Source organism: Oscillibacter sp. (assembly GCF_031978065.1).
GTDB lineage: Bacteria > Bacillota > Clostridia > Oscillospirales > Oscillospiraceae > Oscillibacter.
Window position 1 is genome coordinate 1 of record NZ_DALZCH010000053.1, and the last position, 21727, is coordinate 21727.

21 protein-coding genes, 1 pseudogene and 1 other annotated feature are annotated in these 21727 nt (G+C 57.3%); of the genes and pseudogenes, 16 read left to right on the forward strand and 6 right to left on the reverse strand.

Annotated features, from left to right (window positions below; all coding sequences use genetic code 11):
* Positions 1–54: 54 nt before the first annotated feature.
* The 4 genes and pseudogenes from RTK01_RS09340 to lgt all read left to right on the forward strand — a co-directional run.
* Positions 55–672, forward strand: a pseudogene (locus RTK01_RS09340) (dipeptidase); the annotation flags it as partial.
* Positions 673–1015: 343 nt separating this feature from the next.
* The gene (yfmF, locus tag RTK01_RS09345) at positions 1016–2284 is read left to right on the forward strand and encodes an EF-P 5-aminopentanol modification-associated protein YfmF (protein ID WP_312280716.1); all 1269 of its coding nucleotides are present in this window, start codon (positions 1016–1018) and stop codon (positions 2282–2284) included.
* Positions 2281–3546 carry an EF-P 5-aminopentanol modification-associated protein YfmH gene (gene yfmH, locus RTK01_RS09350; protein WP_312280717.1) on the forward strand — a complete coding sequence of 422 codons (1266 nt, stop codon included), beginning with the start codon at positions 2281–2283 and terminating at the stop codon, positions 3544–3546. The genes yfmF and yfmH overlap by 4 nt, the downstream gene beginning before the upstream one ends.
* A 25-nt stretch (positions 3547–3571) precedes the next feature.
* Complete coding sequence (gene lgt / locus RTK01_RS09355; RefSeq protein ID WP_312280718.1) at positions 3572–4591, forward strand: prolipoprotein diacylglyceryl transferase; 1020 nt, start codon at positions 3572–3574, stop codon at positions 4589–4591.
* Positions 4592–4775: 184 nt separating this feature from the next.
* Here the strand turns inward: lgt and pyk are convergent, their stop codons facing one another.
* Positions 4776–6518, reverse strand: coding sequence for a pyruvate kinase (pyk, locus tag RTK01_RS09360; RefSeq protein ID WP_312280719.1), 1743 nt, complete (start codon positions 6516–6518; stop codon positions 4776–4778).
* 433 nt (positions 6519–6951) lie between these two features.
* The gene (locus RTK01_RS09365) at positions 6952–7167 is read right to left on the reverse strand and encodes a DUF378 domain-containing protein (protein ID WP_293010360.1); all 216 of its coding nucleotides are present in this window, start codon (positions 7165–7167) and stop codon (positions 6952–6954) included.
* A 191-nt stretch (positions 7168–7358) separates the two neighbouring features.
* On the opposite strand from RTK01_RS09365, the gene RTK01_RS09370 reads away from it, so the two are divergent.
* A complete protein-coding gene (locus RTK01_RS09370; RefSeq protein ID WP_312280720.1) occupies positions 7359–8639 on the forward strand; it encodes a DUF1015 domain-containing protein in 1281 nt (426 codons plus the stop codon).
* Positions 8640–8677: 38 nt separating this feature from the next.
* A complete protein-coding gene (locus tag RTK01_RS09375) occupies positions 8678–9046 on the forward strand; it encodes a VOC family protein (protein WP_312280721.1) in 369 nt (122 codons plus the stop codon).
* 263 nt (positions 9047–9309) lie between these two features.
* Here the strand turns inward: RTK01_RS09375 and RTK01_RS09380 are convergent, their stop codons facing one another.
* The 3 genes from RTK01_RS09380 to RTK01_RS09390 form a co-directional block, all read right to left on the reverse strand.
* Positions 9310–10173 carry a MetQ/NlpA family ABC transporter substrate-binding protein gene (locus RTK01_RS09380; RefSeq protein WP_312280722.1) on the reverse strand — a complete coding sequence of 288 codons (864 nt, stop codon included), beginning with the start codon at positions 10171–10173 and terminating at the stop codon, positions 9310–9312.
* 169 nt (positions 10174–10342) lie between these two features.
* Positions 10343–11026, reverse strand: coding sequence for a methionine ABC transporter permease (locus RTK01_RS09385; RefSeq protein WP_312280723.1), 684 nt, complete (start codon positions 11024–11026; stop codon positions 10343–10345).
* On the reverse strand, positions 11019–12017 hold the full coding sequence (locus tag RTK01_RS09390; RefSeq protein ID WP_397352624.1) for a methionine ABC transporter ATP-binding protein: 999 nt from the start codon (positions 12015–12017) through the stop codon (positions 11019–11021). The genes RTK01_RS09385 and RTK01_RS09390 overlap by 8 nt, the downstream gene beginning before the upstream one ends.
* A 65-nt stretch (positions 12018–12082) precedes the next feature.
* Positions 12083–12327: a binding site (T-box leader), on the reverse strand.
* A gap of 222 nt (positions 12328–12549) precedes the next feature.
* On the opposite strand from RTK01_RS09390, the gene RTK01_RS09395 reads away from it, so the two are divergent.
* On the forward strand, positions 12550–13395 hold the full coding sequence (locus RTK01_RS09395; RefSeq protein WP_312280725.1) for an undecaprenyl phosphate translocase family protein: 846 nt from the start codon (positions 12550–12552) through the stop codon (positions 13393–13395).
* Positions 13396–13529: 134 nt separating this feature from the next.
* Here the strand turns inward: RTK01_RS09395 and RTK01_RS09400 are convergent, their stop codons facing one another.
* Complete coding sequence (locus tag RTK01_RS09400) at positions 13530–14804, reverse strand: glycosyl hydrolase family 18 protein (protein ID WP_312280726.1); 1275 nt, start codon at positions 14802–14804, stop codon at positions 13530–13532.
* A 289-nt stretch (positions 14805–15093) separates the two neighbouring features.
* Between RTK01_RS09400 and RTK01_RS09405 the strand changes: the two genes are divergently transcribed.
* From RTK01_RS09405 to RTK01_RS09445, 9 genes are read left to right on the forward strand one after another with little or no spacing between them, the layout of a single operon-like run.
* The gene (locus RTK01_RS09405; RefSeq protein ID WP_312280727.1) at positions 15094–15987 is read left to right on the forward strand and encodes a LysR family transcriptional regulator; all 894 of its coding nucleotides are present in this window, start codon (positions 15094–15096) and stop codon (positions 15985–15987) included.
* Between the two features lie 38 nt (positions 15988–16025).
* On the forward strand, positions 16026–16490 hold the full coding sequence (locus RTK01_RS09410) for a Na+/H+ antiporter subunit E (protein WP_312280728.1): 465 nt from the start codon (positions 16026–16028) through the stop codon (positions 16488–16490).
* Positions 16487–16819 carry a monovalent cation/H+ antiporter complex subunit F gene (locus RTK01_RS09415; RefSeq protein ID WP_312280729.1) on the forward strand — a complete coding sequence of 111 codons (333 nt, stop codon included), beginning with the start codon at positions 16487–16489 and terminating at the stop codon, positions 16817–16819. Before RTK01_RS09410 ends, RTK01_RS09415 begins: the two co-directional genes overlap by 4 nt.
* The gene (gene mnhG, locus RTK01_RS09420; protein WP_312280730.1) at positions 16809–17132 is read left to right on the forward strand and encodes a monovalent cation/H(+) antiporter subunit G; all 324 of its coding nucleotides are present in this window, start codon (positions 16809–16811) and stop codon (positions 17130–17132) included. Before RTK01_RS09415 ends, mnhG begins: the two co-directional genes overlap by 11 nt.
* A complete protein-coding gene (locus RTK01_RS09425) occupies positions 17129–17380 on the forward strand; it encodes a hydrogenase subunit MbhD domain-containing protein (RefSeq protein ID WP_293009007.1) in 252 nt (83 codons plus the stop codon). The genes mnhG and RTK01_RS09425 overlap by 4 nt, the downstream gene beginning before the upstream one ends.
* Positions 17373–18260: a hydrogen gas-evolving membrane-bound hydrogenase subunit E gene (gene mbhE / locus RTK01_RS09430; RefSeq protein WP_312280731.1), complete on the forward strand. Its 888-nt coding sequence runs from the start codon at positions 17373–17375 to the stop codon at positions 18258–18260. The genes RTK01_RS09425 and mbhE overlap by 8 nt, the downstream gene beginning before the upstream one ends.
* A complete protein-coding gene (locus tag RTK01_RS09435) occupies positions 18260–18634 on the forward strand; it encodes a sodium:proton antiporter (RefSeq protein WP_294855593.1) in 375 nt (124 codons plus the stop codon). The genes mbhE and RTK01_RS09435 overlap by 1 nt, the downstream gene beginning before the upstream one ends.
* On the forward strand, positions 18634–20148 hold the full coding sequence (locus RTK01_RS09440) for a proton-conducting transporter membrane subunit (RefSeq protein ID WP_312280732.1): 1515 nt from the start codon (positions 18634–18636) through the stop codon (positions 20146–20148). Before RTK01_RS09435 ends, RTK01_RS09440 begins: the two co-directional genes overlap by 1 nt.
* A gap of 49 nt (positions 20149–20197) precedes the next feature.
* Positions 20198–21643: a proton-conducting transporter membrane subunit gene (locus tag RTK01_RS09445; protein WP_312280733.1), complete on the forward strand. Its 1446-nt coding sequence runs from the start codon at positions 20198–20200 to the stop codon at positions 21641–21643.
* Positions 21644–21727: the final 84 nt, after the last annotated feature.

A 21727-nucleotide genomic window follows, 5' to 3' on the forward strand; every position in this document is an offset into this window, starting at 1 on the left:
TTTTATGTCTACATCGGGCTGGATGACATGGACTGAGGGGGAGAGGACCCGGGGTGGATTGATACATATTACGAGTTGGGTGCGCGGCACGCCATGTTGACATGGAACGAGGCCAACGCGCTGGGGGCGGGAGCGATGTCCGGCGAGGATTACGGGCTGACCCAGCTTGGAAAGCAGACAGTGTGCCGATTGCAGAAAAAGGGAATGCTATTAGATGTATCCCACCTGAACGAGGCGGGGTTTTGGGATGCGGCGGAGCTGACGGAGGGACCGTTTGTCGCGTCCCACTCCAATTGCAGGGCGCTGTGCGACGTGCCTCGGAATCTGACGGACGGGCAGCTCCAGGCCATCCGTGACGCGGGAGGCGTGGTGGGGGTGAACGTCTTTCACGACTTTGTTCACGACGACCCTGCCAGGCAGACGGCGGAGACGCTGGCGCTCCACGCCGCCCACATGATTGAGGTGATGGGAATTGATCATGTGGGGTGCGGGTTTGACTTCTGCGAGTTTCTGGAGGGGGAGGAGAACGAGCCGCGCACGCCGGGACTGGAGGACGCGGCGCGAATTCCGAATTTCTTTGAATGTTTGAAGCGGCTGGGCCTGAACCAAGAGGAGCTGGAGAAGGTGGCACGGGGGAATTTTTTGCGGGTGCTCCGCCGGTGTGTGGGATAAAAAGACGCGTGGAGAGAGAAAGCCGCTTTACCGCTGGGGCGGCCTGCCGCACCCTGCAGAGAAAAAAGCGGTTTTTATTTTCCAAGGTCAGCCAAAATAGAGTTTGAATTTACGGAGAGAATACGGTATACTAGCCGAGTAACAGGCGGAATGCTTTAATTTCAGCGGTTTGCTTCCGGCTTTTGGAAAATTGAAAAGCATGGCCTATTCTGCCAAGAGAGCGTCGCACTTGCGGCAGAATATCCGATGATACAAACTGACACGATTTAACATATATGCCACAATAACCCGCCGAGACTGTGGTATACTATTTTTATTTGAAACGACAGGAAGGAGCCTGAAATTGAAAGAAACCAGAACAAAGCTTGCGGAGGGAGTGCACCTCACCTGCATGCCTGCGCGGAAATTTAAGACCGACTTGCTCTCCGCCCAATTCATGACCCCCATTCGGGAGGAGACGGCGGCGGTTCAGGCGCTGCTGCCGGCAGTGTTGCGCAGAGGCTGCGCCCGGTGCCCGGACATGGGCGCGCTGGGGGCGGAGCTGGACAGGCTGTATGGAGCCGAGCTTGACTACACGGTGCGCAAAAAGGGCGAACGCCAGTGTGTGGGCTTTGTGGCAAGCCTGATTGACGACGCGTTTACGCCCGGCGGGGAGAAGCTTTTGGAGCCGGTGGCGGAGCTGTTGGGGCAGGTGATCTGTGACCCGGCCATGAAGAATGGCAGATTCCTTCCTGAGTATGTGGACAGTGAGCGGATAAATCTGGTGGACGCGATCCGCAGTATTCTCAACGACAAGCGGGACTATGCCGACCTGCGGCTTTTACAGGAGATGTGTGCCGGAGAGGCCTATGGCGTGAGCCGGTTTGGAGACGAAAAGTCGGCTGAGGTGCTGACGGGAGAGCAGGTGTATGGGGCCTATCTCAAGATGATTTCCGCCGCTCCGCTGGAGCTGTTTTACTGTGGCGGTGCGGAGCCTGCCCGGGTTGCGGACGCGCTTTCCAAGGCGATATCCGTCCTTCCCCGCACGACGGTGTTCCCTCTTCCCAAGACATTGCCTCACACGGCAAGAGCCGAAGCTTTGCGCATTACCGACGCCATGGACGTGACCCAGGGAAAGCTGGGCATGGGCTTTGCCTGCGCCAGCGACGACTTTTCCGCGCTGCTGATGGGGAACACCCTATTTGGCGGAAGCAGCAATTCCAAGCTGTTTATGAATGTGCGGGAAAAGCTGTCCCTTTGCTATTACGCCTCGTCCCAGCTTCACAGGGAAAAAGGCGTGATTACCGTGTCCTCCGGGATTGAATTTGAAAATTTCCAGCGGGCTTACGGCGAAATTTTGATTCAGCTCAAGGCTGTGCAGGACGGCGCGCTGGACGACTGGGAACTGGAGGGGGCGCGGAGTACCTTGTGCAACGCCTATGCCACCATCGGGGATTCTCAGGGCAAGCTGGAGAATTTCTGGCTGGGGCGGATGGCCTCGGGGCGGGAGGATACGCCGGAGGAGCTGGCCGCGGGCGTTCGCGCCGTGACGCCGGAGCGCATTCGGGAGGCCATGGGGTCCGTGGCGCTGGACACCGTGTATTTTCTTAAGGGAGAGGAGGCCGGAGCATGAAAAAGGAGCTTTATCAGCGCATTGGTGAAACCGTTTACCGGGAGGTGCTGCCCAACGGCCTGCCGATTAACGTGGTTTACAAGCCGGACTTTGCAAAAAGCTATGCCTTTTTTGCCACACGATACGGCGGGATGGACACCCGCTTTCAACTGAATGGAACGTGGATGGACACTCCGGCGGGTATTGCCCACTATCTGGAGCACAAGATGTTTGACACCGAGGAGGGCAACGCGCTTCAGGATTTGGCGAAAAACGGGGCGGAGCCCAACGCGTTTACCTCCAATGCCATGACGGGGTATTACTTCGACTCCACGGAGAAGTTTGAGGAAAACCTGAAAATTCTGCTGTCCTTTGTCTCGGTCCCCTATTTTACGGACGAGAGCGTTGAAAAGGAGCAGGGCATTATCTCTCAGGAAATCCGGATGATTGAGGATAACCCCGACTGGCGGATTTATGCCGGAATGATGGGGGCGCTGTATCACAACAACACCGCGAAGACCCACATCGCGGGCAGCGTGGAGAGCATCCGCGAGATTACGGCCAAGACGCTGTATGACTGCCACAAAGCATTCTACACCCCCGGAAACATGGTTTTGACGGTGGTGGGGAACGTGGATGCAGAGCGGGTGAAGGAAATTGCCGCGTCTATTCTGCCAAAAGAGAGTGGCCCTGCCATTCCACGGGACCACGGGGAAGAGCCTTCGGGCGTGGCGCAGCGAGAGGTTAGCCGGAGGATGGAGGTTTCCATGCCCCAATTCCTGCTGGGCTTTAAGTGTACGCCCTCGGCGCAGGGAGAAAATTTTCTCCGGCGGAGCCTGATTGGGGGCATGGCGAGCGATTTACTGCTGGGGGACTCCAGTCCGCTGTATCAACGGCTGTATGAGCAGGGACTGATCAACGGAAGCTTCGGCGGCGCGTTTGAGATGATGCCCGACACGGCCTATCTCTATGCGGGAGGCGACAGCCGGGACGTGAACGCAGTGGCTGCGGAGATTAAAAAAGAGGCCCGCCGCCTTGCGGCGGATGGGCTGGACCATGACTTTTACGAGCGGGTGCGCAAGGCGGCCTTCGGCACGATGCTGCGGAGCATGAACTCCTTTGAAAGCATCGCCGTGTCGCTGACGGAGGGGCATTTTGCGGGCTATGACGCACTACAATTCCCCGAGGCCTTTGACGGCATCACCGAAGAGGACATCCGGGCATTTATCCGGGACGAGCTGACGGAGGACCGCGCGGTGATGTCCGTGATTCAGCCGAAATAAGGCGCGGCGAAAGGAAGTTTCTGTTTTGACGAATTTAAAAGCACTGAGTGATATGCCCATCGGGTTTCCGGGATTGTTCGGCGGGTTTGAGATCAATCCCGACCCTGTGGCGCTTCACATCGGGCACGGTATTTACTGGTACGGCATCATTTTGGCGCTGGGGTTGCTGGCGGGGCTGTATCTTTGCATGAAGCAGGCCAAGCGGTTTGGTCTGACGGAGGACAATGTGCTGGACATGATTCTCTGGGCCACGCCCCTTTGCATCATAGGCTCCCGCATTTACTATGTGATTTTTTATCTGGATCTGTACCGCAACGCGGACGGCGGGTTCGACTGGCTGCGGATGCTGGCCGTGTGGGACGGCGGCATTGCCATCTACGGCACGGTGATTGTGGGGATTCTGGTGACCTATGTCTATTGCAGAATCAAAAAGCTGAAGTTTGCTGCCATGGTAGACCTTTGCGTCATGGGCCTGTTTTTGGGCCAGAGCATCGGACGCTGGGGTAACTTTATCAATCGAGAGGCCTTTGGCGCGGCCACAGACCTTCCGTGGCGGATGCAGCTATGGGTGAGTAAGTACCAGTCTGTGGAGGTGCACCCCACGTTCCTCTACGAGAGCCTTTGGAATTTGGTGGGGCTTTTGCTGGTTCTGTTTATCGTCAGCAAAGCTCGCCGGTTTGACGGAGAGAGCGCCTGCTTCTATTTCCTGTGGTACGGCCTTGGCCGCGCATGGATTGAGGGGCTGCGGACAGACAGCCTATACCTCTTTGACTGGACGATCTTTGGTGCGCCCATCCGCGTTTCTCAGGCGCTGAGTCTGGTGCTGGCAGTGTGTGCGGCGGCAATGCTGTTTTACAACATCGTGATTCGGAAAAAGGACGGCAGCGATTTGTGGGTCCGGCAGATGGAACGAGCCGCTCTGGCGGCGGATTCCGAAGCGGAAGCGGAAACGGAGGTAGCCGGGACAGAGGAAATCGTTTCTGCGCCGGATGGCGGCGGGAAAGAAGCGGTTGCCGACGCGGCTCTGGAGAAGGAAAAGCCCTGAGCTGGGACGGGTGCGATAAAAACTCCGCACAGCGAAACGGAAAGGCTTTTTCACTCTTCGTGAGGAAGTGAATATCTAAAAAGCGAGGGCACGGGGAATTGATTTCCCCGTGCCCGATGTTATATTGTTCAAAGGAGAGCGCTTCCATTGCGAGGATGGGTCCGGACGCGGTTTTCAGGATCGCTTATCCGGGGAGACGCTGAACCGTGCCGTGGGCGCAGTCCACACTCACCTGCATCCCGTCGATGAGGATATGAGTGGCCCCGCCCGCGCCCACGATGACTGGCTTGTCCAGAGCCAGACCCACGGTGGCGGCATGGCTGTTTGCACCGGATTCCTCGCTGATGATGGCGGCGCAGGTACGCATGACGGGGAGCATGTCGTTGGTGGTGAAGGGAACCACCAACACGCAGCCCGGACGGGCCTTTTCTGCAACCTCCTCCGGCGTACGGCACACACACAGGGGACCGGAGGCCTTTCCTCGGCCAACGCCCACGGCGGTAAACAGCGCGCCGCCCACCAGATGAACCCGGATCATATTGGTGGTACCGGGGATGCCCACAGGCACGCCTGCGGTGACCACCACCAAAGAGCCCTGATTTACAAGCCCGGCGGCTTCGGCGGTCTCCACGGCGAAGTCTACCAGCTCGTCGGAATCTCCGGCCACGGGCATCAGAATGGGGATGACACCCCAACTCAGGGCCATGTGGCGCTGAACGCGTTCGTCCAGCAGGCAGGCAATCACCGGTGTTACGGGACGGAAACGGCTGACCAGCCGGGCAGTGGTGCCTCGCTGGCTGACGGTGATAATGGCGTCCGCCCCCACATCGGCGGCGGTGGTGCAGGCGGCGTGGGCTGTGGCGGCGGCAATGGAGAGGCGGTGGTCCCCGTCGGCACTGCGCATCCGCTTGGCGTAGTTGATATCGGACTCCGTGCGCAGAGCGATGGCATCCATGGTTTTCACCGCGTCTACCGGGTATTTGCCCGCGGCTGTTTCTCCGGAGAGCATGATGGCGGAGGTGCCGTCATAAATGGCGTTGGCCACGTCGGTGATTTCCGCCCGGGTGGGGCGGGGGTTTTCCATCATGGAGTCCAGCATCTGAGTGGCGGTGATGACAGGCTTTCCTGCGGCGGCACACTGGGCGATGATGTCCTTTTGAATAATGGGGATTTCCGTGAAGTCAATTTCCACGCCCATGTCGCCCCGGGCGACCATAATCCCGTCGGCCACGGAGAGAATTTCGGAGAGATTGTCCACGCCCTCCTGATTTTCAATTTTTGCGATGATACGGATGGAGGATCCGGCGGCGCTGAGCAGGCGGCGCAGATCCGTCACGTCCGCCGCGCTGCGGACGAAGCTGGCAGAAATAAAGTCGAAATCCTGCTCCACGCCAAAGAGAATATCCTCCCGGTCCCGCTGGCTGAGATAGGGCATGGAAAGGCGCACGCCGGGAACGTTGACCCCTTTGTGATTTTTCACGCTTCCGCCGTTTTCTACACGGCAGACGATATCTTCTCCCTTGATTTCCAGCACCGTGAGGCAGATAAGCCCGTCGTCCAGCAAAATCGCGCCGCCGGAAACCACGTCGTCGGGGAGTTCCCGATAGGTGACGGCACAGATATGCTCGTCCCCCGGAACATCGCGGGTGGTGAGGGTAAATTCCTGACCCGCTTGCAGTTGGACGCGACCGTCCTTAAAATCCCGCAGGCGAATTTCGGGACCCTTGGTGTCCAGCATGGTGGCCACGGGCAGGTTCATCTCCTTCCGAAGCTTTTTCACCATGTCCAGCCGCACCTTGTGCTCGGCGTGGGTGCCGTGGGAAAAGTTAAACCGGGCCACGTTCAGTCCGGCCTCCAGCATGGAACGGAGCGTCTCCTCCTTGTCGGTGGCGGGGCCCAGAGTACAGACAATTTTTGTCTTTCGCATATAAACCTCCTTGTTTCTTGGAAGCAACCCTTAAAATACGGATTCTGATTCTATTATAAACGATTTCGTCTCTGTGGCAAGGGGGAATCCCGTATTTTTTGTAAATAAAAGGGGGTACACTGTGTAAAAAGTTTTACGCATCTTTTTTGTATGTTGTCTCTTGCACAGCGGGATACCCGCTTAAACGGGCGATTTTTGTAAAAAAAGCACGACGAGACTTAGGCACAGACGGAAGAAAAAACATCAAAGGGCAGGGAAATTTACATTCCCTGCCCTATATTACAAAGCTACGGGGAATTTGCGGCCCGGCGGCAAAAAATTAAATTATTTTGCCTTGTGTGTGGCAAAATACCTCTTGGACCGCAAACGCACGAACGGACCATAATTGATGATCCGTTCGTGCGCTTACAGTGATTGCAGAAATTTTCTGAGATTACGCTACGTGAGTTCTGCGCTCCTCGCCTCTTTGGAAGAGCAGCGTGATGCACCACAGACCCGCCAGGCCGACCAGTGCATAAATGATGCGAGAAAGGGCGGCCATCTGCCCGCCGCAGAGGAAGGCGACTGTGTCGAAGCCAAACAGGCCGACGCCGCCCCAGTTCAGCGCGCCAATAATGGCGAGCACCAGTGCGATCTTGTCGATTACCATAAAACATACCTCCTAAAAACTGATTATCCGGGGTTTGGGTGGAGTATGCCCCAAAGCGCGGATAATCATACCGGTGGGGAGAAAAATTTCAGACTTTCGTTGAATCCGGCGGCGGAGTATAGTATACTGGGAAGACAAGCACAATGGCGCAGTGCGCCAAAAAATTTGCAAATTTGGAAAAGGAGACTCACATGAACGAGAAATTCAATCGCCTGGGCTTCTATCCTGCGGATATCCTGCTGCCCGCAAGCGCAGATATGGAAAAGTGGGCCGTGGTGGCCTGCGACCAGTTTACCTCTCAGCCGGAGTATTGGGAGGCAGTGGAGCAGACGGTGGGCGAAGCGCCCTCTACTCTGCGCCTGATTCTGCCGGAGGCCAAGCTGAACGATCCCGCCGTGGAGAAGCACATTGCGGACATCAATGCGTCCATGCGAAAATATGTGGAGGGCGGCGTGTTCAAAACCCTGCCCGCATCTCTCATCTATATGGAACGCACCCAGTCTGACGGGAAGGTGCGCCACGGTCTGGTGGGCATGGTGGATTTGGACCAGTATGACTACACGCCCGGCTCCGGCGCGTTGATCCGCGCCACGGAGGGAACGGTTCTTTCCCGCATTCCGCCTCGGGTGAAGGTGCGGCAGGACGCGCCGGTGGAGCTGCCCCACGTGATGCTGCTGATTGACGATCCCGACGAAACGGTGATTGAGCCGCTGGGCGGCCAAAGCGGCGCCATGGAAAAGCTTTATGATTTCGATTTGCAGCAGGGTGGCGGGCATCTGATCGGCTGGAAGCTGACTGAGGCCCAGACTGACGCTGTGGCAGACGCGCTGACGGCGCTGTGCACCCCTGACCAGATGGAGCGGAAGTATGGCATGAAGGACGCTGCGCCCCTCCTGTTCGCCGTGGGCGACGGAAACCATTCCCTTGCCACGGCAAAGACCTGCTATGAAAACAAGAAGAAGGTCACGCCCAAGGAGCAGTGGGCCACTCTGCCGGAGCGGTATGCGCTGGTGGAGGTGGTGAACAACCACGACGACGCGCTGAAGTTCGAGCCGATTCACCGGGTGGTGTTCGACGTGGACGCGGAGAAGCTGCTGGCGGCCTTTAAGGCGTTTTACCCCTCCACCCATGAGGGCGAGGGTGAGGGCCACACCATCGCCTATACCTGGGCAGGCGGCAAGGGCTTTCTCACCGTGCCGGACCCCAAGGTTCAGCTTGAGGTGGGGACGCTTCAGGCGTTTATCGACGAGTATTTGAAGGACAACGGCGGCGAAGTGGACTACATCCACGGCGACGAGGTGACGGATGAGCTGGGCGCGAAGCCCGGCAACATCGGCTTCAAGCTACCCACCATGGGCAAGGAGCAGCTTTTCAAAACCGTGATGGCCGACGGCGTGCTGCCCCGGAAAACCTTCTCCATGGGCCACGCGCAGGATAAGCGCTATTATGTGGAGGCAAGAGCCATTCAATAACTGCGGCGCAAACAACAGGACGTTTAAGGGGAGAGACAATGCTGAGTTTTAATCATTTTAACTTCAACGTGTCCGATTTGGAAAAATCGCTGGTATTTTATAAAGAGGCGCTGGATTTGACGCCGGTAGGGAACCGCAAGGAGGCCGCCGACGGAAGCTACATCATCGTGTATCTGGGGGACGGGAAGACAGACTTCCGGCTGGAGCTGACATGGCTGCGGGACCATCCCCAGAAATATGATCTTGGAGAGTGCGAGTTTCATCTGGCTCTGCGGGCCGACGATTACGAGGCGGAGCATCAGCGTCACGAAAAAATGGGCTGCATCTGCTTTGAAAATCCGAAAATGGGGATTTATTTCATTCAAGACCCCGATGGGTACTGGATTGAGGTTATCCCTACGCGATAAAGAATACATGGAAAAAAGACCGCGTGAGCGGTCTTTTTTCAGCAGCAGGCCCGTCATTTGGGGTGGTATTAAAGGACCCGTCACCCGAGGGCGGCGCTTTAAAACCAGTGCATTTAGGTGCTCGTCACATAAGGGCGGCGATTGAAAAACTGACGCGGGGAAGTTTCTTCCCCGCGCCCGTTCAATTTTTACTTTCCGCAGAAATGACACAAAATGCGCTCGGCGAAAAAGATTTTCAAAAAGAGGGGTTAGCCGGTAAATCCTTAGACTGCGGGGATGACGGCACCGCCGTAGGTGGTGGTGATGAAATCACGGGCAGTTTCGGACTGGAGAGCCTCCACCAGCGCACGGATGGCGGGGTTATTCTCGTTGCCCTCCTTCACGGCGATGATGTTCACATAGGGGGAGTTGGCATCCTCAATGGCCAGAGCGTCCTCCACGGGGTTGAAGCCCGCTTCCATGGCATAGTTGCTGTTGATGACGGACAGGTCCACTTCCTCAACGGTGTTGGGAATCATGGCGGCCTCCAGCTCCTTGAAGGTCAGGTTCTTGGGGTTCTCCGCAATGTCGTTGGGGGTGGCGGTCAGGTTGGCGCTGTCCTTCAGCTTGATGAGGCCCTGTGCCTCCAGCAGCAGGAGGGCGCGGCCCTCGTTAGTGGCGTCGTTGGGGATGGCGACGACAGCCCCGTCGGCCAAATCGGCCAGAGCGGTGGTCTTGCCCGCGTAAATGCCCATGGGCTCGATATGTACGCCGCCCGCATTCACAAGATGAGTGCCGTTTTCAGCGTTGAAGTTATCAAGATAAGGCACGTGCTGGAAGTAGTTGGCATCTTCGCTGCCTTCCTCCACGGCGGTGTTGGGAACCACGTAGTCGCCGTATTCCGTGACCTGAAGGTCAATGCCCTGCTGGGCCAGAACGTCCTTCACGGCGTTCAGAATTTCGGCGTGGGGCGTGGCGGAGGCGGCGACCTTGAGAGTCACGGTTTCAGCGGGAGCGGAGCCGGAGGCGGAACCGGATCCGGATCCGGCAGAGCCGGAAGCCGCAGAGCCGGAACCGGAGTTACCGCAGGCGGCAAGAGAAGCGGTCAGGCCGAGGGCCAGAGTAAGAGCAAGAAGTTTTCTTTTCATCAGTTGTTCCTCCATTAAAGTCAGATATATGTTGATGGGATGAAGTTATATTTCAATGGCCGCGTTTCCCGCCGTCGCGCGCCGACAGGAAGAAGGGGTCAAAAAAATAACGGAAAGGGAAGGCCCGGAAGCGGACCCGAAAATCAAAGCGCCGGGAAAATGGCCGTTTTTATTTCAGGCGCTTGTCGATTTTTGCGGACAGGAAGCTGAAAACGGTTTGAATGCCCTGCACCAGCAGGATAATGAAAATCACCGTGACCAGCAGCATAGAGGGGATGCGGCGCTGATAGCCATATCGAATGGCAAGGTCGCCCAGTCCTCCCGCGCCCACCGCACCGGCAATGGCGGTATAGGCGAGAATGGTGATGATGGAAATGGAGCCGCCCAACAGCAAGGAGGGCTTCGCCTCCGGCAGGTAGACTTTCCAGATAATCTGGAAGGGAGAAGAGCCCATGGCCTGCGCCGCTTCCACCACGCCCGCGTCCACCTCTGCCAGAGAGGTTTCCACCATCCGGGCGATGAAGGGAGCGGCGGAAATCACCAGCGGGACAATCGCGCCCCGGATACCGATTTTCGTGCCCACGATGAGCTTAGTAAAGTCCATAATGGCCACCATCAGAATGATAAAGGGAAGGGAGCGGCCCACGTTGACAATCCAGCCCAGCACCCGGTTCAGACCTCTGCGGGGCAGGATACCGTGGGGCTGAGTGATGCTGAGCAGGATGCCCAGCGGAAGGCCCAGCAGGTAGGCGAAGACGGTGGAAATGCCAGTCATAATCAGGGTGTCGATTGTGCCCTGCCCAAGAAGGGGGCCGTATTGATGCCAGAACGCAGATGTAAAAATCTCAGCCATAGTACGCGGCCTCCTCCCGTTCGTAGGTAACTTTGTGTTCCTTTAAAAACGCCAGCATTTTTTGAGTTTGCTCATAGTTTTCCGGCAGCTCCAGAAGCATCTGTCCGTGGGCGTTGCCGTCGATATCCTTGGTGTCGGCGTACCAGATGTTCACCGGCGCGCCGCTGGCGAGGACCATGCCGGAGACAATGGGCTGGTCGGACGTGTTGCCGTCAAAGGTAATACGGTACAGCGGACCGAGAATCTTGCTCTTTTCGGAGATGGCGCCCCGGGGCGTGATGAGCTGCCGGGCGGCAGGGGTTTGGGGATGATGGAACACGTCCGCCACCGCGCCCTGCTCTACAATGTGGCTGTCGGAAATAATGGCGACCCGGTCGCAGATTTGCTCCACAACCGTCATCTCGTGGGTGATGACCACCACGGTGACGCCCAAGGTTTCGTTCAGCTCCTTCAAAAGTGCCAGAATGGACTGGGTGGTGGTGGGGTCCAGCGCGGAGGTAGCTTCGTCGCAGAGAATCACCTTGGGGTCCGTCACCAGCGTGCGGGCGATGGCCACCCGCTGCTTCTGCCCGCCGGAGAGCTGGACGGGGTAGGCTGATTCCTTGTCTTCCAGCCCCACCAGCTTCAAAAAGGGACGGGCCTTTTGCCGGGCTTCACTCCGGCTCATACCTGCAAGCTCCAGAGGAAAGCACACGTTGTCCAGCGCCGTGCGCTGGAAGAGCAGGTTAAAGCCCTGAAAGATCATGCCGATGGATTGGCGGACCTTGCGCAGTTCCTTTTGGGAAAGGCCGGTCAGCTCCGCGCCGTTTACACGGACGGCACCGGTGGTGGGCCGCTCCAAAAGGTTGATACAGCGCACCAGCGTGGATTTTCCAGCGCCGGAAAGGCCGATGATGCCGAAAATTTCCCCCGCTTCCACGCTTAAGGTCACATCGGCCAGCGCGGTAACGCCGCCGGCAAAGGTTTTGGTCAGATGCTCAAGCTCAATCATGGACATGGCAAGCATCCTCCTTTATACAGTAAATTGGGCAACAAAAAACGCCCCTGATGCCATGCATCAAGGACGAGCGTAAAAAAACGCCGTGGTACCACCTTGGTTCGCGCGCCTCCTCACGGGGGCGGCCTTTAAGAGTGCAGTCACACTCCTGCGCGCTGACGGGCGCTCCCGTCGCGGCCTACGCATATGCGGTCGGCCACGCAACTCCGGAACCATCTTCCACAAACCCTTCCGTACCTCTTCTCACCTGCCGAGGCTCTCTGCGACGTATCTGTTTGCGTACTCTTTCCTTCATCGTCTTTTTAATATTTAATTGTTGCACTTAAGTTTACGAAAGTTTCAGGAGTTTGTCAACAGGGAAAAATTGCTGTAAAATGACTGAAACTAAAAAATGATTCTGTGAAAAGCGACAAAGACGGTGAAAAACCATTAGAAGAAGAGTGGGATATGGGGAATCGAATTGCAAATTCAGGGCAGAACTGATATATTATGAGAGCAGTATTTTTACAGTAGGCGGAGGTAGCGTGTGCCAAAACAAAACCACAATTTCATGATGCGCTACCTGCGGGATTTTCTCTGCGGGGCGCTGATCGGGGCGGGAGCAATTTTGCCCGGTGTGTCCGGCGGAGTGCTGGCCGTGGCGTTTGATTTATACCGCCCTTTTATGGAGGTGCTAACCCATCCTAAGCGGGCGTTGCCAAAATACTGGAGGAGGATTCCTGCCCTTGGATTGGGCTGCGCCGTGGGGTTTTTAGCTTTTGCCAGAGGGATTTCAGCGGCACTGACCGTGTCTGCGGCGGTGACCACCTGGGCGTTTATCGGGCTGATTGTGGGGACGGTGCCAGCTCTTTACCGCGAGGCGGGGAAGGAGGGCCACAGCCGTGCATCTTGGGTTAGCATGGGCGTTTGCGCCGGGGCAATTTTTTGGGCGCTGTTTTACGTGGGACGGGTGCTGTCCGTTCAGCTCGAGCCGAATTTTTGGTCTTTTACCCTCAGCGGGGCGCTGTTTGGACTGGGAATTGTGATTCCGGGGCTGGCGGCTTCCTCCGTGCTGATGGCGCTGGGGCTGTATCAGCCCCTGATGGACGGGCTGTCGGGCCTTGATTTGTCGGTGCTGCTGTCCACGTTACCGGGGCTGATTCTGACGGTGGCGCTTTTGGCGCGGGCGGTGAACTGGGTGTTTCAAAAGCACTACTCCATTGCGTTTCACGGGATTTTGGGGGTTGTAATTGCCTCTACACTGGTGATTATCCCTGTGCATTACGGAGGTGCGGGAGAGCTTGCTCTTTCGGCATTGTGTGCGGGCGCGGGATTTCTTTTGGCTTTTGGAATCAGCAGGCTGGACCAGCGGACGCAGGGGAACGGATTGTAAAATGCCGGATAGAAAAAGAGAAGGTTCAAATATATAATGAATGGCGGCCCCGCGGAGCAAAACTCCGCGGGGCCGCCATGTTTTGGGTGCAAAAAGAAAGAAGCGAAACGGAGGGGAAGCGACCTGAGGAGTGCCTAGGGAATGTCATACAGCGAGGCAATAACAAGGTAAAGCTGAGAAAAGGGGCGGGAGACGTTCCAGATGCCCGCGCCCTGAAAGCCGTATTCCTGAATGAGAAGAAGGCGGGCGGAAAGACTGCGCGCGTCGTCAAACCAGACCTCGTGGACCGCGCCGTCCTGATCGGTATAGTGGAAAAAGGGAGCCTGCGCCGTCTCGTCATATTCAATGGCGACATCATATTGGATGGCCAGCTCGATGGCCTGCTGATTGGAGATGGACTGGGCCTTGGACTCGCCGGCCACGAAGGGGAGGGTCCAGTCGTAGCCGTAGTTGGAAAGGCCGAGGAAAACTTTTTCTGGGGGAATCTGGGTGACGGCATAGTCCAGCACCGCCCGGACCTGCGGCAAGGGAGAAACAGGCATAGGCGGCCCGTAGGTATATCCCCATTCGTACGTCATTAAAAGGACGGCGTCCACGGAGGAGGCGATGGCGGCATAGTTGTGAGCTTCATAGAGCAGGCCCGGCTGGGCGGACGAGGTTTTGGGCGAAAGAGCCGCCCAGACAAAATAGCCCTGCGCGCCGAAAACGCGGCGCAGGCGGGCAAGAAAGTCCGCATAAGGCTGGGCCAGAGCGGCTGGGAGAAATTCAAAATCCACGTCGATTCCCGCAAAGCCCTTTTCCTGAAGCAGGGCGCCTATTTCGGAGATGAGCCGGTTTTGGGCGGCCTCGTCTGTAAGGACCAGCGTGGCGCGCTCGGAGTCAAACCGATCCTCCTCCGTGTAGGAGGAAAGATGAAGCACAGGCCGCGCCCCATGGGTTCTGGCGGAGAGCAGCAGCGCGTCGTCGTTCAGCGGGAGAAGGCCCCCCTCCGCCGTGATACCGTAGGTAAAGGGGGTGAGATAAGTGAGGTATGGCGTTTGTGCGTCCAGCAGCAGCGTGTCGGTAAAGGGGTAAGCATAGCCGTTGAAAACGGCGGAGTCGGTGGGAGGATCCTGATAAGCGATGACGAGCTCCATCCCTTCCTCCAGCGCAGGAAGACCGCCCAGACTCCAGTTGTTCTGATAGAGCTTACGGACACTTACGCCATATTCCGCTGCAATGGAAGTCAGCGTATCTCCGAGACGGACGGCATGGACCAGCTCCGGAAATCGGACAACCAGAGTTTGTCCCACTGCAAGAGCGCCGGAGGCCCCCACCTCGTTATCCGCTGCCAGCCGGAAGGGATCAACCCCGTAAGCGGCGGCGATGGAGTCGACGGTTTCGCCGACGGCGACCACATGAATCATCATTTCAACATTCCCCCTTGTTGGAAAAGCCTATGCGAAGACGAGGAGGGATATGCGAGGAAAAGAGCCGCCGGAAAAGATAGCCGTCCTTTTCACGGAGAAGGCCGAGCAGGCGGACTGCTGCTTCCAAATACCGGAAAAAAGTCCGGAGGATATAAAAAACCGGGTACAAAACGGATTTATGAACAGGCATAAAAAAATCTTGCATTTCAAAAATAAATACGATAACATAAAGAGGGATATTAGAGAATGTCTTATTTGTACTAAGAAACATGAAAGGGCGGCATAGCGCGTGAACATAAAAAAATACGAGGCGTTCGTCCGTGCCGTGGAGCTGGGAAGCCTGTCGAAAGCGTCCGAAGAGCTTGGGTATACGCAGTCGGGCATCAGTCACATGATGCAGTCTCTGGAGGATGAGGTGGGATTTTCTCTGATGATTCGGACCTCCTCGGGCATTCTCCCCAATTCCGAGGGGGAGATGCTGCTGCCCATTATCCGCCAGCTATTGAGCACCAACGAAAACTTGGAGCAGAACATTGCGAAGATCAAGGGCGCGGATACGGGGCATATTAGGATTGCATCCTTTTCCAGCATGGCCAGTTACTGGCTTCCAAACATCATCAGCGCCTTTCAAAAGGACTATCCCAATGTGGAGATTCAGATCATTGAGGGGGGCGCAGACCGCATCAACGCCATGATGGACGCCCACGAGGCGGATTTGTGCCTGTACACCGGTGGAGAAAGCCGATCCTTTGACTGGCTGCCCCTGTGCAGGGACGAGATGCTGGCGCTGCTGCCGCCGGGCCACCCTTTGACGGAGAGAGACTCCGTGCCTGTGGAGGCGTTTAAAAACGAGCAGTTTATTATGCCCATGGCGGGCTATGACTACGAGGTACATCATGTGCTGGACCAATTGGAACACTACCCACACATCCGCTTTTCCGCCTGCAACGACTATGCAATCGTCAATCTGGTGACGGCGGGGCTGGGGGTTTCCATCCTGTCGGAGCTGCTTTTGCGCAACTATCGCAGCAACGCAGTGGCCATGCCGCTGGACCCGCCCCAGTACCGCATTCTGGGAATGGGCGTGCCGCAGTTGAAATCCGTGTCCCCCGTGACGCGGAATTTTATAAGGTATGTGCAGGAGTACGCGAAAGAGCGGCCTGGCGCAGACAAACTCCCGTGAGGGGACGGCAGGGAATTTAACCGAGAGGGGGCGGCGGCTTGCTGATTTTGCTGTTTGGACTGTGGATATTTTTATCGGGAGAGTTGGACCTTGAGGTCTGCATCATCGGGGGCGCCGTTTCCGCAGGATTGTACCTGCTGGCCTGCAAAACGCTGGGATACAGTCCCAGGGAAGACTGGGCGGCTTTGAAAAAAACGGGCAGCGCCATTCGGTATCTCGGCTATCTGGTGAAGGAGATGCTTTTGGCGGGACTGGTGGTCATGCGGCTTATTTACACCAAGGGACGGAACATGGATCCAAGACTTATCTGGTTTCGGACGGATTTGACGCACCAGAGCGCCCGGGCCGCCCTCAGCGACGCCATTACGCTGACGGCGGGGACCATTGTCGTATCTCAGGAGGGAAATCTTTTGTGCGTCCACACGCTGGATGCGTCTCTTGCCGAGGGGCTGGAGCATGGCGAATTTGAGCGAAAGCTGCTGGGCTTGGAGAAGAACGTATGACCGATGTGAAAAACGCGGCGCTGACGGCAGCGGTGGGTTTACTGGCGGTGCTGATGCTGGCCACGCTGGTGCGTGCCGTGATTGGACCGCGGTTTACTGACCGGATTGTGGCTGTAAATATGATCAACACCATGGCCGTAGCGGTAATTGCCATTTTATCGGTGCGGATGGGCGAGACCTTTTTGGTGGACGTGGCGCTGGTTTACGCCCTTTTGAGCTTTTTGACGGTGACGGTGATGGCGCGGATGGTGCTGATACGCCACTGGCGTAAGGAAAAGTGCGCCAAGGCCGCGGAAGAGGAAAAGGAGGCGGCGGAGCATGGGGAGTGACATACTGACCGGGCTGGGGCTGGTATTTCTGGCCTTTGGCATTTTTACGTTTTTTACGGCAGTGCTGGGACTTTACCGGTTTGACCGGGCCCTGAACCGGATGCACGCCGCCGCCGTGGGAGACGCGCTGGGGATTTTCTGTATTTTAGTGGGCATTGTCTTATTCCATGCGCCCACCCTTGCCTCCTTGAAAGCACTGTTGATTCTGGTGTTTTTGTGGATTACCAGCCCCGTGGCGAGCCACCTGATTGCACAGGTGGAGACGGTTACCAATCCCAATCTGAAGGCGGAATGTAAGGTGGAGATACGATGACGCTATTGGAAAACATTTTGCTGGTTGGCCTGATTGTCTGCGCGGCGGCGGCTCCGCTTTGTAAGCGGCTGCTGGCGTCAGTCATTGTGTATCTCTCGTTTTCCGTGATGCTGGCGGTACTGTGGAGCGTGCTGGAAAGCCCCGACTTAGCCATGACGGAGGCAGCGGTTGGCGCGGGCGTCAGCGGCATCCTCTTCTTTCTGACGCTGAAAAAAATCAATGCGCTGAAAGGAACGCGGGATGAGTGAGCGGGGCGGATGGAAGCGGTTTGCCGACTGGGTGAACGGCGAGGTGGAGGCCGGAGATCCCACCACCCAATATGTGATGGACCACCGGCGCCCGGCGCGGCCACAGGAGACGCACGAACTGCACGAGGCGCGGGAGAGACTGCGACTGAAAAAATTCCTCGGGCTGTACCCGCTGGCAGCAGGACTTTTGTGCGTGATGTTGATTTTTATCCTGCTGTCCACGGTGATTTATATTCCGCCCTTCGGGCAGCCGGGAAACCCCACCAACAACGAGGTGTCCCGGCACTATCTGGAGAACACCGTGGAGGAGACGGGCGCCAGCAATGCGGTGACGGGCATGATTTTGTGCTATCGCGGGTTTGACACGCTAGGGGAGAGCTGTGTGTTGTTTCTGGCGGTGAGCAGCGTGATGATTTTGCTGCAAAGGGACAAAAACAACACAGGAGAGCGGGCGCAGCTAAGGCTGAAACGGGAGGATGCCGCGGAGCGGGCCCATGAGGACAACATTCTGCAAAAGTCCGCCAAGCTTCTCATCCCGTTTGTCTTTCTGTTTGCGGCGTATGTGCTGATGAACGGAGAGTCGTCCCCGGGAGGGGGCTTTTCCGGAGGCGCGATTCTCAGCGGAGGACTGATTTTATATTCCGTGGCCTTCGGGCCTGAGCGGCTGAGCAGACTGCTGACCCGCAGCCTGTACAACGGTGTGCGGGTGGTGGGGTTGATGGCCTATGCGCTGACCTACGGCGTGTATATCTTTGCGGGGGCAAATGGGCTATCCATCGACATGGAGTGGATGATGACGGTGATTGAGCTGGCGGTGGGGCTGGTGGTGGCCTGTGCTATCTATGGATTTTACGCGATGTTTCAAAGGGGGAAGATCTGATGCCGGAATTGGTTGCCCAGAACCGCTTTGCCGTGGTGGCGGTGATTTTATTCGGAATCGGACTTCTGAACATGATGCTTCAGCAGAATCTGGTGAAAAAGGTTATCGGGCTGAGCATCATGGATTCCGCCATTTTTATGCTGCTGGCATCTTTGGGATATATCGAGGGACACGGTGCACCCATTGTGGAAGAGGGAGCCGCCAACGCTTCACTGTACATCAACCCGATTCCCAGCGGTCTGGTGCTGACGGGAATCGTGGTGTCTGTCAGCGTGACGGCGTTTTCGCTGGCGCTGGTGCAACGCATCTACCAACGGTATGGAACCGTTGAGCTGCCAGAGTTGTTGGAGCGGGCCAAGAAGGAGGAGGATTGATGCGCCCTTTCTATGAAAACCTCCCCTTTCTCAGCATGTTTGCCGCCATTTTCTGCGGCGTGCTGTCCTCGGTGATTCGGGATGGGCGGAGGGCCTATGTACTGGCGCTGGCCATGACGGCGGTGACTGCCATGCTGTCGGCGGTGCTGCTGTACTATGTGTACACCCGGGATGTGAGCTTTGTGTACTCCATGGGGCGATTTGCCGCGCCTTACGGAAATGCCATCAAGGCGGGACCGTTGCAGGCGCTGCTGGCGACGACCTTTTCCATTGTGATGGGCCTGTCGCTGCTGGGCGGCGGACGGGGGCTGTCGCATGACATTCTGCCGGAGAAGCAGGGACTGTATTTCGTGATGGCGGACCTGATGCTGGCGGGAATTTTGGCGCTGATTTACACCAACGACATGTTTACCGCCTATGTGTTTATCGAGATTACCACCATCGCGGCCTGCGCCATGGTGATGGCAAAGGACACGGGACCCAATCTCATCGCCACCATCCGCTATCTGTTTATGAGCCTCTTAGGTTCCGGCCTGTTTCTGATCGGCCTTGCCCTGCTGGACAGCATTGGCGGGTATCTTTTGATGGAGCCGCTGGCAAGGGCGGTGGAGATTCTGGCGGAGCTGGGACAGTATCACAGGCCCCTGATTGTGTCCATCGGGCTGATGGTGGTGGGCCTTGGCATCAAAAGCGCCATGTTTCCCTTCCATCTGTGGCTGCCGGACGCGCACGGCGGAGCCACCTCGTCCTCCTCGGCGATTCTGTCGGGCATTGTGCTGAAGGGCTACGTAGTGCTGATTATCACGCTGATGACGCGGGTGTTCGGGCTGGAGCTGATGCGCGAGGTGGGCGTGACCCGCATTTTGCTGATTGCGGGGATGCTGGGGATGATTTTCGGGTCCTTGGCGGCCATGCGGGAATATCACGTGAAGCGGATGCTGGCCAACTCCTCGGTGGCGCAGATCGGGTATATTTTCATGGGACTGGGGCTTGGAACGGAGTTTGGCGTGGCGGCGGCTTGCTTTCATCTTTTAGTCCATGCGTCCTGCAAGCCGCTGCTGTTTCTCTGCGCCGGGCGGCTATCCGACGTCAGCGGGCATCACCGGTCCCTGAAAAACCTGCGGGGCAGCGCTTACCGGGATTTTGGCGCGGGAGTGGGGTTTACCGTGGGTGCGCTGAGCATGATCGGCATTCCCCTGCTGGGGGGATTTGTATCCAAGCTCTATCTTTCGGAGGCGGCGCTGGAGTCGCCCTACGTGGCGGCGGTGCTGCTGACCATCGCGGTTTCCACAGTGCTGAACGCGCTGTACTATGTGCCGGCGACGCTGGCCATCTGGGTGCGGCCTCCTTGGGAGGAGATCCGGGAGGTCATGCATGACGTGGAGCCGGAGGACACGCGCTTCGATCGCTCTTTCTTCACAGCGTCGGCCCTGTTTATCTGCCTGATTTTCCTGCTGGGCATTGTCTATCATCCGGTGATGAATGTGATTTATGCGGGCATCCGGCTGATGTGAGCGCAGTCCCGGAGAAAAGAAACGGAATTTTTGCGAGGGGAGAACCGCTTTGCTGTTACTACCGATTTTGCTGCCGATACTCGGAGGCGTGTTCGTCTTCCGGGAGAGGGATGAGAAGACCCGCAACCGGCTGACGTTGGGGCTGACCGTGCTTACGGCGGCGGCGGCGGGGATTTTGTGCGTGCTGCCGGAGCAGTCGCTGCGGCTGATGACCATTGAAGGGTCCTTATATCTGGCGTTGCAAAGTGACTCTCTTGGAAAGTTTTTTATGGTGCTGATTTCAGGAATCTGGCTTCCGGTGGCGGTATTTGCCGAGCCGTATCTCCGGCATGGGGGAAAGGGCCAGCAGTTTCAGGGCTTTTACACCATGACCATGGGGACGCTGATGGGCCTTGCACTTGCGGACAACTTTGTGACGCTGTACATGTTTTTCGAGCTGATGACGCTTTTGACCGCGCCGCTGGTTCTGCACGGCGGCACGCCCGCGGCACGCCGGGCCGGGCTGAAGTATCTGGGGTATTCGGTATTCGGCGCAGGGATGGCGCTGGCGGGATATTTCTTTCTGTCCCATTTTTTGACCGACCAAAGCTTTACCGGCGGCGGCGCGCTAAATCTGCCGCTGGCGGCGGCCCACAGGCCACTGCTTCTGATCGTGTTTCTGGTGATGACCATCGGCTTTGGCGCAAAGGCGGGCATGATGCCTATGCAAGCGTGGCTTCCCACGGCTCATCCCGTGGCTCCGGCACCGGCCTCGGCCGTGCTGTCCGGCGTGATCACCAAGGGCGGCGTGCTGGCCATTATCCGGGTGACGTATTATCTGTTCGGCGCGGATTTTCTGCGGGGGAGCTGGGCGCAATATGCGCTGATCGCTCTGACGCTGTGCACGGTGTTTACGGGGTCCATGCTAGCGCTGAAGGAAAAGATTCTCAAGAAGCGGCTGGCCTATTCCACGGTGAGTCAGGTGTCCTATGTGCTGTTCGGGCTGCTGCTGCTTACTCCGGGGGGCGTGCGGGGTGCTCTTTTACAGATGACTTTCCACGCGCTGGCAAAGGATACCCTGTTTCTGGCGGCGGGAGCCATTATTGTGGCCACCAATTTCACTCATGTGGATCAACTGGTGGGCATCGGCAAGCGGATGCCAAGGACCATGGTGTGTTTTTCCGCCGCGGCGCTGTCCATCATTGGCATTCCGCCCATGAGCGGGTTTATCAGCAAGTGGTATCTGGTTTCCGCCGCGCTGGATTTTGAGGTCCGGACGCTGGGGTATGTGGGCGTGGCGATGCTGATTTTATCGGCGCTGATGACCGCCGGATACCTGTTGCCCATTGTGGTGCGGGGATTTTTCCCTGGAAGAGATGTACTGGTGGAGCGCAGAGAGGTGGGTCCGCTGATGACGGCGCCCATGCTGGTAATGAGCATTGCGGTGCTGGTACTGGGATTGTTTCCAAACGGTTTGCAGGCGTGGATTTCCGCGCTGCTGCCGCAGATATTCTGATTAGACTGAAGGGAAAGGAGGCGTGCGGATGCAATGGCTTCAGGCGCTGCCCATCTTGATTTCTGTGGCGCTGGGTATTGGGCT